The following is a 12215-nucleotide window of genomic DNA, read 5'->3' on the forward strand; positions in this document are numbered from 1 at the left end:
AGAACACAGATGTCACAGAACGCCCCCACCTTCACGGTGATCTCCGGCCGGCAGGTCCAGCAGGCGATCAGCGGCCAGGAGAAGCGGGTCACGGAGATGGTCGAGGCGGCGTACGTCGCGCACGGCAGGGAGCAGACGGTCAACCCGCCGTCGTACTTCCTGACGTTCCCCGACCGGCCCACCGCGCGGATCATCGCGCTCCCCGCCTCCGTCGGCGGCGACATCGGCGTGGACGGCCTCAAATGGATCTCCAGCTTCCCGGAGAACGTCGAGTCCGGGCTGCCGCGCGCCTCCGCGGTCCTGATCCTCAACGACCCGCGCACCGGCTACCCCTACGCCTGCCTGGAGAGCTCCATCATCAGCGCGAGCCGGACGGCCGCGTCCGCGGCGCTGGCCGCCGACCGGCTCACCCGGGAACGCGGCCGCCCCACCCGGGTCGGCTTCATCGGCACCGGACTGATCGCCCGGTACGTGCACACCTACCTGGCGGGCAACGGCTGGTCCTTCGACGAGGTCGGCGTGCACGACCTGTCCCAGCGGCACACGGAGGGCTTCACCGACTACCTGGCCCGCTCCGGCGAGAGCGGGCGGGTGACGGCACACCCCACGGCGGACGCCCTCATCCGCGCCAGCGACCTGGTGGTCTTCGCCACCGTCGCGGGCAGCCCGCACATCACCGACCCGGGCCTGTTCGCCCACCACCCGCTGGTCCTGCACGTATCGCTGCGCGACCTGTCACCGCAGATCATCCTGGGCGCCGCCAACTTCGTCGACGACGTGGAGCACTGCCTCAAGGCGAACACCTCGCCGCACCTGGCCGAACAGCTCTCCGGCAACCGGGACTTCCTCAACGGCACGCTGTACGACGTCATGACGGGCCGGACCAAGGTGCCCACCGACCGCACCGTGGTCTTCTCCCCGTTCGGGCTCGGCGTGCTCGACCTGGCGGTCGGCGCCCACGTCTACGACCAGGTGCGGCGCGAGGGCGACCCGCACGTCGTCGAGGACTTCTTCCACGAGACGAAGCGGTACGGCGTCTAGGGGGCCACAGCCCCGGAACGGGAGTTGAGCTGTGCCGATCATCTCGGAGGCGCAGGAGTACCACGAGGAAGACCTGTTCGTCGATCTGCGGGCGACCTTCGGCCGCGGGCTCTACCTCAAGTGCGAGGGATTCAACTTCGCGGGATCGATCAAGCTGAAGGCCGCCCGGTCCATGATCGAGGCAGTGGAGGCCAGTGGTGTGCTGCGCCCCGATTCCATTCTGGTGGAGTCGTCGTCGGGCAACCTGGGGGTGGCGCTGAGCATCATCGCCGCCGGCAAGGGATACGACTTCCTCTGCGTCACCGACAGCCGGTGCAACCTCGCCACCAAGCAGCTCATCGAGTCGGTCGGCAGCCGGGTCCACACGGTCACCGACGCCGAGGGCGAAGGCGGCTTCCTCGGCGCCCGGCTGCGCCGCGTCCGGGAACTGTGTGCGTCCGACGACCGGTACGTCTGGCTCAATCAGTACGCCAACCCCAACAACGCCCTGGCGCACTACCGGTCCACGGCGCCGGCGATCGCCTCGCGCTTCGCCGCCCTGGACGTGCTCTTCGTCGGCGCCGGCACGACCGGCACGCTCATGGGCTGCGCCCGCTACTTCAAGGAACACCGGCCCGAGGTCACCGTCGTGGCGGTCGACGCCGTCGGCTCGGTGACCTTCGGCGGCCCCCCGCTGCCCCGGATGATCCCGGGCCTGGGCACGGGCGTGCGACCACCGCTGCTGGACCGTTCCCTCGTGGACGACGTGGTGCACGTCGCCGAGGTGGACACCATCCGCGCCTGCCACCGGCTGGCCCGGCGCGGCTTCCTCCTCGGCGGCTCCACCGGGACCGTCGTCAGCGGCGCGCTGCGCTGGCTCGACACGCACGCCGCGGGCGAGGACCTCACCGCCGTGGCGATCTCGCCCGACCTGGGCGAGCGGTACCTGGACTCGGTCTACCAGCACGCGTGGGTCGAGGAGGTCTACGGACCTGCCGCGCTCACCGGGGAACCCGGCCAGGCCGACGACGTCCCGACCATGCTCAAGACAGGTGTTGCCTGATGACCGTGCTGTCGCAGACCACGACCCGCACCGACGAGGACTCGGTGCTCCCGCTCGGTGCCGACGCCGCCACGGTGGAGAAGGTCGCGCGGGGGATCCTCGACGCCGGCGGCGGCCGGGTGGACTCACCCGAGTTCGTGGCCGCCGCCCGCGAGGCGTGGGAGGAGCTGCCCGCCGTGCTGCGGCAGGCGGTCCGCCGCTTCCGCCGGCACTCCGGACCACGGGGCCGCCTGCTGATACGGGGCCTCCCGGTGGGCGACGACGCCCTGCGGGACACCCCCGCCACGGCCGGCTCCGTACAGCGCGAGGCGTCCGTCGCCGCCGCGACGCTGCTCATGGTGGCCTCCGGACTCGGCGACCCCGCCGCGTTCCGGCAGGAGAAGTCGGGCGCCCTGGTGCAGGACGTCGTGCCGGTGGCGGGCAAGGAGGAGTTCCAGGGCAACGCCGGGTCGGTGCTGCTCTCCTTCCACGTGGAGAACGCCTTCCACGAACACCGCCCGGACTACGTCATCCTGCTCTGTCTGCGCTCCGACCACGACGGAGTCGCCGGCACCCGGACCGTGTGCGTCCGCGAGGTCCTGCACCGGCTCGACCCGGCGACCCGCGAAGCGCTCTCCCGCCCCGAGTTCCGCACGGAGGCACCCCCCTCGTTCGGCACGGACGGCCCGGCCACCCCGCCGCACCCGGTGCTCTCCGGCTCGCCCGAGGACCCGGACCTGCGCGTGGACTTCTCCGCCACCCGGCCCGTCACCCCGGCCGGCGCGGCGGCCCTCGCCGAGCTGGGGGCGCTCTTCGAGGAGAGTTCGGCGACCTCGGACCTGCGGCCCGGCGACATGGTCATCGTCGACAACCACGTCACCGCGCACGGCCGCACCGCCTTCACCCCCCGCTACGACGGCCGGGACCGCTGGCTCCAGCGCACCTTCTCGCTCGCCGCGCTGCGCCGCTCACGCGGGTGGCGCCCCGGCGACGGGCACGTCCTGGTTGAATGACGGGCGAACCGACCGGTGAACGGGGGACGTGGTGCGGGTCGTTATCGCGGAGGACTCCGTCATCCTGCGTGAGGGCATGGTGGAACTGCTCACCGCCCGGGGGTGCGAGGTCCTGGGGACCGCCGGTGACGCGGACGAGCTGATCACCGCCGTCGCCACGCACACCCCGGACGTCGCCATCGTCGACATCCGGATGCCGCCCACCCACACCGACGAGGGCATCCGGGCCGCGGTCCGGCTCCGCGCCGAGCACCCCGGCGTCGGCATCCTCGTCTTCTCCCAGCACGCCGAACCCGGCTGGGCGGCCCGGCTGCTCGCCGGTGACGCCTCCGGCATCGGCTATCTGCTCAAGGAGCGCGTCGCGCGCACCACCGACTTCCTGGACGCCCTGCGCCGGGTCGCGGCGGGCGGCGTCGCCCTCGACCCCGACATCGTCAACCGCATGTTCCGCGGCGGGCAGCACCGCCTCGACCGGCTGACCGCCCGGGAACGCGAGGTGCTCGACCTGATGGCGCAGGGCCACTCCAACCGCTCCATCGCCGCCCTCCTGGACGTCACCGAACGCTCGGTGGAGAAACACGTCGCGGCCGTCTTCACCAAGTTCGACCTCCCCTCCACCAACGCCGACAACCGCCGGGTCAAGGCCGTCGTGGCGTATCTGCAGGAGGTCAGGCCCTGAGCGAAGCGCGGCGGTCCCGGGCCGGGCATTTCACACCGAAGCCCGATAACGCCCCGATAGGGCTCGCCCGTAACGTCCTCTCGTGGCAAGGAAGGTGACCCTTCGGGTGGCGTCAGGGCCGGAAGCGGGCCCGTCGGCGTCCCGAGGGGTTCGCGTTCGGCACCCCGAGGAGGACTTCACGTCATGCGCGCCACACGAGAGTTACTGACGGCCTTAGCGGCGGGCTCCGCGCTGCTGCTCGGCGCGACCACCGCGTCAGCGGTCGAACCCCACACCTGGACCAAGAGCGTCACCGGCGCCGACGGCCAGGGCACCTGGTCCTACGACAGCGGCACCCACAAGGCCCGTGCGACGGGCGAGCTGAACATCACCGACCCCGACCCGGACGCCTGTTACTACCTCCAGGTCGGCGGCATCCCAAGCGGCCCCAAGCCGGGCTGGTACACGGACTGGGCCTCGTCGGAGAGAGCGTGCGGCCCCGGAAAGAAGCAGGTCACGGCGGAGGTGTCGCGGGTCGCCTACGGCATCGAGATCCGCATCTGCCGGGACACCGACAACTGCGACCACCAGGCCTTCAGCCGGGTCGCGGTACCGGCCGGGGCCCGGTCGGGCGTGAACGCCGTGAGCGCCGGGGAGGACTTCAACCTGGCACTGAAGAACGGCAAGGTCATCGCCTGGGGAGACAACAGCCACGGCCAGACCTCGGTGCCCGCCGAGGCCGCCTCCGGGGTCGGCGCGATCGGCAGCGGATCCCGCCACGCGCTGGCGTTGAAGGACGGCAAGGTCCTCGCCTGGGGCGACAACCGCTACGGTCAGGCCTCGGTGCCCGCCGAGGCCGCCTCCGGGGTCAGCGCCGTGTCGGCCGCCGGGGTGCACAGCCTGGCGCTGAAGAACGGCAAGGTCCTCGCCTGGGGCGACGCCGGCGAGAGGACCAACGTGCCCGCGGCGGCCACGTCCGGCGTCACCGCCATCGCCGCCGGCCCGTTCGGCAACGCCGCGCTCAAGAAGAACGGCGAGGTCGTCGTCTGGGGCACCTACGCGCCGACTGACGTCCCCGCCGAGGCCAAGTCCGGCGTCACCGCCGTCTCCACCTCCGGTGATCACGTCCTCGCTCTCAAGAACGGCAAGGTCATCGCCTGGGGCACCAGCAACTCGTACGGCCAGCTCACGGTCCCGGAAGCCGCGCGGTCGGGGGTCAGCGCCGTCCACACCGAGGGCTACTGCAGCTACGCGCTCAAGAACGGCGCGCTGATCGCCTGGGGCGGCAACGCCTTCGGCCTCTGCTTCGCCCCCGCCCAGACCGCGTCCGGCGTCACCGGCTTCTCGCCCACTTCCCAGCACAACCTCGTGCTGAAGAACGGCGGCGTCTACGACTGGGGGCGGCTGGTCTCCTGACCCCGGGCGGCGCGGGGCGGCGGACCGTGACGCCAGGTAGCCTGTTCGGTGGGCCGCCCGCTGCGGCCGTTGTTGCAGTTCAGGCCCATGGAGGATGTTGTGCGTTTGCAGGTCGTCGATCACCCGCTGGTGGCGCACAAACTCACCACGCTGCGTGACAAGCGCACCGACTCCCCCACCTTCCGGCGCCTGTGCGACGAGCTGGTCACCCTGCTCGCCTACGAGGCCACGCGTGACGTGCGCACCGAGCAGGTCGGCATCGAGTCCCCGGTCTGCGCCACCACCGGCGTCAAGCTGTCCCACCCGCGCCCGCTCGTGGTGCCGATCCTGCGGGCCGGGCTCGGCATGCTCGACGGCATGGTGCGGCTGCTGCCCACGGCCGAGGTCGGCTTCCTGGGCATGATCCGCAACGAGGAGACCCTCAAGGCGGAGACGTACGCGACGCGCATGCCCGACGACCTCTCCGGCCGCCAGGTGTACGTGCTCGACCCGATGCTCGCCACCGGCGGCACCCTCGTCGCGGCGATCAACGAACTGATCGAGCGCGGCGCGGACGACGTCACCGCCATCACCCTGCTGGCCGCGCCCGAGGGCGTCGAGGTCATGGAACGCGACCTGGCGGGCGCCCCGGTCACCGTCGTCACGGCGTCGGTGGACGAGCGCCTCAACGAGCACGGCTACATCGTCCCGGGCCTCGGCGACGCGGGCGACCGCATGTACGGGACCGCCGCAGGCTGAGCGGTACGCCTGCCGCGGGCCTGTTTGTCGGCTGCGGGCTGTCTTGCCGCCTGCGGCGGCGAGCGCCCTGCGGGCGCGTCCTCAAGCGCCGGACGGGCTTGTTTTGGCTGGTGTCGGCCGCATCAGCCAAAACCAGCCCCTGGGGGTACCTCCCAGCGGTAGCTGGGGAGATTGAGGACACCGCCGCGCAGCGGTGGTGCGCGTCAGCAGGCAGTGGCGGAAGCCACCGGCGGTGCGGTCAGGGCGGCAACAGCCCGCTCCGCGTCCGCCGGCGACGACAGCTGCTTGAACGCCGTCCCCAGGATCAGGTCGACGTCCGCGTCGTCGTGCCGGCCGCCCTGCGCCTCCGTGTCGGTGAGCTGCGCGCCGACGAGCTTCATTGCGCCCTCGGACGCCGGGCCGCCCAGCAGCAGCCCGGCCTTGGCGACCTTCTTGTCGTAGGCGGCGGGGGCGTTCCCCACCTTGCCGATCTTGAAGCCGCGCTTGGCCAGTTCGTCCGCGGTGGTCTTCGCGAGACCACCGCGCGGCGTGGCGTTGTAGACGTTGACGGTGATGTCGGAGGGCTTGGGCAGCGGCTTCGGGGCCGCGGTGGCCGCGCGGCCCGCCGTGCGGCCGTCGGCGGGCGCACAGTGGCCCTTGCCGCCCTTGGGCGCCGCCGCGCGGGTCTCGGTGCTGCCGCCGGAGAAGACGTCGACGAGCTGGATCGTCCCCCACCCGCCCACGCCGAGCACGACGGTCGCGGCGACCGCGACGAGCACGAGCCTGCGTCGGCTTCGGGCCCGGCGCATGTGCGGGAACCGGCTGCCCGTGATGCGGTACTTTCCGCCCATGCCGGGAGGGGTGAGCATGCTCATGGGCGCAGCGTAGTGCGGGCCGGAGCCGCTGCCTACTAGATGATCAACGGGTTGCGGACACCCCAACCCAAAAGGGCCAATATCGGCCGGGGCGGGTGGTGGCGCGAGGTATCGCGCCCGGGGCTCAGCCCAGTTCGAGTACGCGGGCGTGCAGGACCTGGCGCTGCTGGAGCGCCGCGCGCACCGCGCGGTGCAGACCGTCCTCCAGGTAGAGATCGCCCTGCCACTTCACGACGTGGGCGAAGAGGTCGCCGTAGAACGTCGAGTCCTCCGCGAGCAGCGTCTCGAGGTCGAGCTGCTGCTTCGTGGTCACCAACTGGTCGAGGCGCACCGGGCGGGGGGCGACGTCCGCCCACTGCCGGGTGCTCTCCCGGCCGTGGTCGGGGTACGGCCGCCCGTTTCCGATGCGCTTGAAGATCACACGGAAAGCCTACCGGGCGACGGGCTCCGAGCGCAGCCATGGCGCGGCAGCGCGAAGGCGACAATCAGCCGCATACCAGGAGTCATGCCTGGATGAGCGGGGGTGGCCGACGGTCCTTTTCCCTGGATTTTCCTCGGATTCGACCGGCGTTCCGCACCCGGCGAACGTTATGCACAGGCTGTGGACCGCGCGCGCCACCGCCGGGCGGGCTCAGCTCTTCTTCGCGGCGGCGGCCCGTTTCATCCGCTGCTTGTAGGCCCGGACCTCCTCCAGCGACTCGGGTCCGGTGATGTCGGCCACCGACCGGTGGGAGCCGTCCTCGCCGTAGGGGCCCGCCGCCTCCCGCCAGCCGTCCGGCCGCACGGAGAACTGTTTGCCCAGCAGCGCCAGGAAGATCTGGGACTTCTGCCGGCCGAAACCGGGCAGCTCGTTGAGCCGTCCCAGCAGCTCCCCGCCGGTGTCCGCGTCGCGCCAGACCGCGCTCGCGTCCCCGTCGTAGTGGTCGACGAGGTACCGGCACAGCTGCTGGACCCGCCTGGCCATGGCGGCCGGATAGCGGTGGACCGCCGGTTTCTGCGTGAACAGCGCCTCCAGGTCCTCGGGGGCCATGGCGGCGATCTCCCGGGCGTCCAGGTCGTCGCGGCCCAGCCGCCGCACCACGGTGTACGGCCCGGTGAAGGCCCATTCCATGGGGACCTGCTGGTCCAGGAGCATGCCGACCAGGGCGGCCAGCGGACTGCGGGAGAGCAGCTCGTCGGCTTCGGGCTGCTGCGCGAGCCGGAGGGAAGGGGACATGGACCGATGATCCCCCGGGTGCCGGGCCGTCGCACGCTCTCGCCACCGGGCCGGGGAGCGGCGGCGCGGGCGGGCGCGGCGCCTCCCCGGCCCCGGTCACGCGTCTCACACGGCGCCCCCGCCCGCGTCGCTGCCGTCCTCGTCGATGGGACGGATCACCACCGGGCGCACGGGGGCGCCCGGTGGGACCGGGCACTGCGTCACCCGCTCGGCGATCTCGGTGACCCGCTCCAGGCTCGCGCAGTCCAGCACCCAGTACCCGGCGAGCAGCTCGTCCGTCTTGCCGTACGGGTCGTCGGTGACCACCGGGCGGCCGTCCTCGCCCCGGGTCACCCGACGCGCGCGGGCCGGCTCGGTCAGGCCCTCGCCGTACACGAACTCCCCGCTCGCGGCGAGGTCGTCGTTGAGCCGCCCCATGAAGGCGAACATCGCCTGCACCTCCTCCTTGTGCCAGGCCGGGCCGTGCGCGGACTCCGTTCCGCGCATGGCCTCGTAGTCGGCCTGCGAGCCCTGCACCGTCACCAGATACCTCATGGCTTCGCTCCCTCGGCTGCGTCGTCACCTCGCGGGGGTGTCCCCGGGAATCACTCTCCGGGACTACCACCGGGTACGCAGGCCCCGGGGCGTTCGCGCCGGAGGCCGGGGGAGCGCCCTGGGTACAGTTGACGGGCGCCGACGGCCGCTCCGCCGGTCGCGTACCCGAGCGCCGCCCGCCCGGCCCGCGCGCCGGGTTCCGCACGGTCTTCCCCCGCGCCCGCCCCCGGCCCCCCGCCGTACGGGGCGCGCCCGAGCACGACAGGTTCCTCTTCCGTTGCCCTCTTCCGCACTGTCCCCGGTCGCGCGGCTGCGCGGCGTCCGCCCGTCCGGGCCGTCCCCGAAGGTCCTGCGCACCGAGGTGCTGGCCGGTCTCGTGGTCGCGCTGGCGCTGATACCCGAGGCGATCTCGTTCTCGGTGATCGCCGGGGTGGAGCCGAGCGTCGGGCTGTTCGCCTCGTTCACCATGGCCGTGACCACCGCGATCGTCGGCGGGCGGCCCGCGATGATCTCGGCGGCGACCGGGGCCGTCGCCCTGGTCATCGCCCCGCTCAACCGCGAGCACGGCCTCGGGTACCTGATCGCCTGTGTCGTCCTCGCCGGTGTCTTCCAGATCGCGCTGGGCGCGCTCGGGGTCGCGAAGCTGATGCGATTCGTGCCGCGCAGCGTGATGGTCGGCTTCGTCAACGCCCTCGCGATCCTGGTCTTCCTCGCCCAGGTGCCCGAGCTGCGGAACGTGCCCTGGGCCGTGTATCCGCTGGTCGTCGCCGGTATCGCGCTGATGGTGTGCTTCCCGAGGATCACCCGGGCCGTGCCCGCGCCGCTGGTCTCCGTCGTCATCCTCACCGTCGTCACCGTGGCCGCCGGAATCGCCGTGCCGACCGTGGGCGACCGGGGCGACCTGCCCTCCTCGCTGCCGGTGCCGGGGCTGCCCGACGTGCCGTTCACCTGGCAGACGCTGACGACCGTCGCCCCCTACGCGCTGGCGATGGCGCTGGTCGGGCTGATGGAGTCGCTGCTGACCGCGAAGCTCGTCGACGACATCACCGACACCCGCTCGGACAAGAGGCGCGAATCGATCGGCCAGGGCATCGCCAACATCGTCACCGGTCTGCTCGGCGGCATGGGCGGCTGTGCAGTGATCGGCCAGACCATGATCAACGTACGGGTGTCCGGTGCCCGCACCCGGCTGTCGACGTTTCTCGCGGGCGTGTTCCTGCTGGTGCTGTGCGTCGTCTTCGGCCCGGTCGTCTCCGACATCCCCATGGCCGCGCTCGTCGCCGTGATGATCATGGTGTCGGTGGCCGCGTTCGACTGGCACTCCATCGCGCCGAAGACCCTGCGGCGGATGCCCGCCGGGGAGATCGCCGTCATGGTGATCACCGTCGGCTGTGTGGTCGCCACCCACAACCTCGCCGTCGGCGTGGTCGTCGGCTCGATCACCGCCATGGTCATCTTCGCCCGGCGCGTGGCCCGCGTCGCGGACGTCACCCCGGTCACCGACCCCGACGGCGGCCGGGTCGTCTACGCGGTGACCGGCGCGCTGTTCTTCGCCTCCGCGAACGACCTGGCCGACCGCTTCGACTACGCCGGCGACCCGGACGAGGTCGTCATCGACCTCACCGCCGCCCGCATATGGGACGCCTCCTCCGTCGCCGCGCTGGACGCTGTCACCGCCAAGTACGCGCAGCGGGGCAAGACCGTCCGGATCACCGGGCTCGACGAACACAGCGCCAAGCTGCACGGGACCCTCAGCGGGGAACTCGCCGCGACCGGCTGACGAGCCGCGGGCCGGCCCCGGGCGCACGCCCGCCGATCCGGGGCCCGCGGGGCAATGCGAAATAAATTCCCCCGTGGGGGCGTGAAAACCTGTCTTGGGGGCAGTAGACATGGAGTTTGTGCGGGGCTAGGCTTTTTCCCGTAACCGGTGTGAGCATCACCGCATCGGCAGGGAAGCGCCGGAGGCGGGACGTACGCCGCCCTCCTGGGCCGACACAAATCGGTGAAATTCGGCGCACACTGCCGAACGGATGGTGCTGAAAAACGCTTCGGAGTCCCGGTGCCGCACGGCATCCGGGGCTCTCGGCGCGTCCCAGAAAAGGTGCGAATGCCCCCAGAGAACCAATCGTCCGCCTCCGATCGACTCGACGACGACGACTACCCCGCCTACACCATGGGGCGCGCCGCGGAGATGATCGGGGCCACACCCGGCTTCCTCCGGGCCATCGGGGAGGTCGGGCTGATCACCCCGCTGCGCTCCGAGGGCGGCCACCGCCGCTACTCCCGCTATCAGCTGCGCATCGCCGCGCGCGCCCGGGAGCTGGTCGACAGCGGCACCCCGATCGACGCCGCGTGCCGCATCGTGATCCTCGAGGACCAGCTCGAAGAGGCCCTGCGCTACAACGAGAAGCTGCGCCGGGCCGGTCCCGGCGAGCCGAGCGGGGCCGACGGGGCCGACGAGGCCTGACGGGGCCCGCCCTGACGGGCCTGCCACGGGCATCCGGCGCCGGGCTCCCGGCGGGCGAACGGCCGGGCCGCCGAATATCTATTGCCGCAGCCACAGAAATCAGTGCAATGCGCGGTAAGGATTTATGGCGCAGCGGACGGAGTGAAATTACTTCCCGTGCCCGGCCGCTCGCGCCGTGCTACTGTGGATTCAGTTGCAGTTGTGGTTACCCAAGGACTTCAAGTGCGCTTCCCGGCATTCCATGTCGGAGAGTGCGCTTTCGTATTTCCGGTGCTTTCCGGCCGGGGCAATCATCACGGCGACGCGAGGACCGCACAGTGCGGGCCTCGGGCAATGCCCCGAAGGAGATATGACATGGCTACTGGCACCGTGAAGTGGTTCAACGCGGAAAAGGGCTTCGGCTTCATCGAGCAGGAGGGTGGCGGCCCGGACGTGTTCGCCCACTACTCGAACATCGCCACCCAGGGCTTCCGCGAGCTGCAGGAGGGCCAGAAGGTGAACTTCGACGTCACGCAGGGCCAGAAGGGCCCGCAGGCGGAGAACATCGTCCCCGCCTAAGCGGCTGACGCATGACGTGGCTGGGGCCCGCACCTTGGGTGCGGGCCCCAGCCCGTTGCATTTCCGGGGACCGGCCCGCGGTGCGCCGCACGGGCAATCCCCTTTTCCCGGATCATGGCGGACAAACCGTCCATGACTCCGGCCGCACAGACCCGTCCGTGGTCGCGCCGAGGGGCGCGCAGCCGGACGCCCGCCGGTCCTTTCCAGACGACCGGCTTCGATTTCGTCTTTTCTTCGGCTCGTTCTTGCGATCTCTGAGCGGCTCATCGCAGGCCGCCGGGAATTCCTCGATACGTGCCGTATCGAGGAAGGTTCCACTTGAACCGCACCACCCGTTCGAATGACCGTTACGCCCGCTCCGGCAGCGGCGGCTCCGCGGGCTCCGGCCGCGGCTTCCGCGCGCAGGCCCAGGGCCGCTCGGGCGGCCAGGGCCGCTCGCAGGGCTCCGGTTCCGGCCGGTCCGGTGGCTACGGGCGTCGCCCCGCGGCCCGTCAGGGTGAGTTCGCACTGCCGGTGACCATCACCCCGGCACTGCCCCCCGTCACGGCCTTCGACGCGCTCGACCTGCCCGCCGAGCTGCTGACGACGCTCACCGGACTCGGGGTGACCGTCCCGTTCCCGATTCAGGGGGCGACGTTGCCGAACTCGTTGGCCGGGCGGGATGTGCTGGGCCGTGGCCGTACCGGTTCCGGCAAGACC

At 71.6% G+C, this 12215-nt stretch carries 13 protein-coding genes and 1 pseudogene; 10 read left to right on the forward strand and 4 right to left on the reverse strand.

Going from position 1 to position 12215, the window contains the following annotated elements:
* Positions 1-9: 9 nt before the first annotated feature.
* The 6 genes from sbnB (at position 10) to upp (ending at position 5887) form a co-directional block, all read left to right on the forward strand.
* Positions 10-1041 (forward strand): 2,3-diaminopropionate biosynthesis protein SbnB, encoded by a 1032-nt coding sequence (sbnB, locus tag ACZ6MA_RS33560; RefSeq protein ID WP_469438663.1) that lies wholly within the window; start codon positions 10-12, stop codon positions 1039-1041.
* 31 nt (positions 1042-1072) lie between these two features.
* The gene (gene sbnA / locus ACZ6MA_RS33565; RefSeq protein ID WP_469438664.1) at positions 1073-2083 is read left to right on the forward strand and encodes a 2,3-diaminopropionate biosynthesis protein SbnA; all 1011 of its coding nucleotides are present in this window, start codon (positions 1073-1075) and stop codon (positions 2081-2083) included.
* Positions 2083-3075 carry a TauD/TfdA family dioxygenase gene (locus ACZ6MA_RS33570; RefSeq protein WP_469438666.1) on the forward strand — a complete coding sequence of 331 codons (993 nt, stop codon included), beginning with the start codon at positions 2083-2085 and terminating at the stop codon, positions 3073-3075. The genes sbnA and ACZ6MA_RS33570 overlap by 1 nt, the downstream gene beginning before the upstream one ends.
* 31 nt (positions 3076-3106) lie before the next feature.
* Entirely contained in the window at positions 3107-3754 is a 648-nt protein-coding gene (locus ACZ6MA_RS33575) for a response regulator transcription factor (protein ID WP_469438678.1), read from the forward strand.
* Between the two features lie 183 nt (positions 3755-3937).
* Positions 3938-5149, forward strand: coding sequence for an RCC1 domain-containing protein (locus tag ACZ6MA_RS33580; RefSeq protein ID WP_469438667.1), 1212 nt, complete (start codon positions 3938-3940; stop codon positions 5147-5149).
* Positions 5150-5248: 99 nt separating this feature from the next.
* Positions 5249-5887 carry a uracil phosphoribosyltransferase gene (upp, locus tag ACZ6MA_RS33585; protein WP_469438668.1) on the forward strand — a complete coding sequence of 213 codons (639 nt, stop codon included), beginning with the start codon at positions 5249-5251 and terminating at the stop codon, positions 5885-5887.
* 203 nt (positions 5888-6090) lie between these two features.
* On the opposite strand, the gene ACZ6MA_RS33590 is transcribed toward upp, so the two are convergent.
* The 4 genes from ACZ6MA_RS33590 to ACZ6MA_RS33605 form a co-directional block, all read right to left on the reverse strand.
* Positions 6091-6741, reverse strand: a complete 651-nt coding sequence (locus tag ACZ6MA_RS33590; RefSeq protein WP_469438670.1) for a LytR C-terminal domain-containing protein — start codon at positions 6739-6741, stop codon at positions 6091-6093.
* A 124-nt stretch (positions 6742-6865) separates the two neighbouring features.
* On the reverse strand, positions 6866-7162 hold the full coding sequence (locus tag ACZ6MA_RS33595; protein WP_003986294.1) for a type II toxin-antitoxin system VapB family antitoxin: 297 nt from the start codon (positions 7160-7162) through the stop codon (positions 6866-6868).
* A gap of 210 nt (positions 7163-7372) precedes the next feature.
* On the reverse strand, positions 7373-7957 hold the full coding sequence (locus ACZ6MA_RS33600; protein ID WP_469438672.1) for an HhH-GPD-type base excision DNA repair protein: 585 nt from the start codon (positions 7955-7957) through the stop codon (positions 7373-7375).
* A gap of 105 nt (positions 7958-8062) precedes the next feature.
* Positions 8063-8491, reverse strand: a complete 429-nt coding sequence (locus ACZ6MA_RS33605; RefSeq protein ID WP_469438673.1) for a YciI family protein — start codon at positions 8489-8491, stop codon at positions 8063-8065.
* Positions 8492-8768: 277 nt separating this feature from the next.
* Here ACZ6MA_RS33605 and ACZ6MA_RS33610 point away from each other — a divergent pair, with 277 nt between their 5' ends.
* The 4 genes and pseudogenes from ACZ6MA_RS33610 to ACZ6MA_RS33625 all read left to right on the forward strand — a co-directional run.
* Positions 8769-10271 carry a SulP family inorganic anion transporter gene (locus ACZ6MA_RS33610; protein ID WP_469438674.1) on the forward strand — a complete coding sequence of 501 codons (1503 nt, stop codon included), beginning with the start codon at positions 8769-8771 and terminating at the stop codon, positions 10269-10271.
* A 327-nt stretch (positions 10272-10598) separates the two neighbouring features.
* Positions 10599-10958: a MerR family transcriptional regulator gene (locus ACZ6MA_RS33615; protein ID WP_469438675.1), complete on the forward strand. Its 360-nt coding sequence runs from the start codon at positions 10599-10601 to the stop codon at positions 10956-10958.
* A 354-nt stretch (positions 10959-11312) separates the two neighbouring features.
* Positions 11313-11516: a cold-shock protein gene (locus ACZ6MA_RS33620; protein ID WP_018536328.1), complete on the forward strand. Its 204-nt coding sequence runs from the start codon at positions 11313-11315 to the stop codon at positions 11514-11516.
* A gap of 318 nt (positions 11517-11834) precedes the next feature.
* Positions 11835-12215, forward strand: a pseudogene (locus ACZ6MA_RS33625) (DEAD/DEAH box helicase); the annotation flags it as partial.

The organism is Streptomyces sp. NPDC042259 (assembly GCF_055582085.1).

Coding starts and splice junctions, on each gene's coding strand:
- ACZ6MA_RS33605 (WP_469438673.1), bottom strand. CDS start 8,491: ATGAGGTATCTGGTGACGGTGCAGGGCTCGCAGGCCGACTACGAGGCC.
- ACZ6MA_RS33620 (WP_018536328.1), top strand. CDS start 11,313: ATGGCTACTGGCACCGTGAAGTGGTTCAACGCGGAAAAGGGCTTCGGC.
- ACZ6MA_RS33580 (WP_469438667.1), top strand. CDS start 3,938: ATGCGCGCCACACGAGAGTTACTGACGGCCTTAGCGGCGGGCTCCGCG.
- ACZ6MA_RS33615 (WP_469438675.1), top strand. CDS start 10,599: ATGCCCCCAGAGAACCAATCGTCCGCCTCCGATCGACTCGACGACGAC.
- sbnB (WP_469438663.1), top strand. CDS start 10: ATGTCACAGAACGCCCCCACCTTCACGGTGATCTCCGGCCGGCAGGTC.
- ACZ6MA_RS33590 (WP_469438670.1), bottom strand. CDS start 6,741: ATGAGCATGCTCACCCCTCCCGGCATGGGCGGAAAGTACCGCATCACG.
- ACZ6MA_RS33570 (WP_469438666.1), top strand. CDS start 2,083: ATGACCGTGCTGTCGCAGACCACGACCCGCACCGACGAGGACTCGGTG.
- ACZ6MA_RS33600 (WP_469438672.1), bottom strand. CDS start 7,957: ATGTCCCCTTCCCTCCGGCTCGCGCAGCAGCCCGAAGCCGACGAGCTG.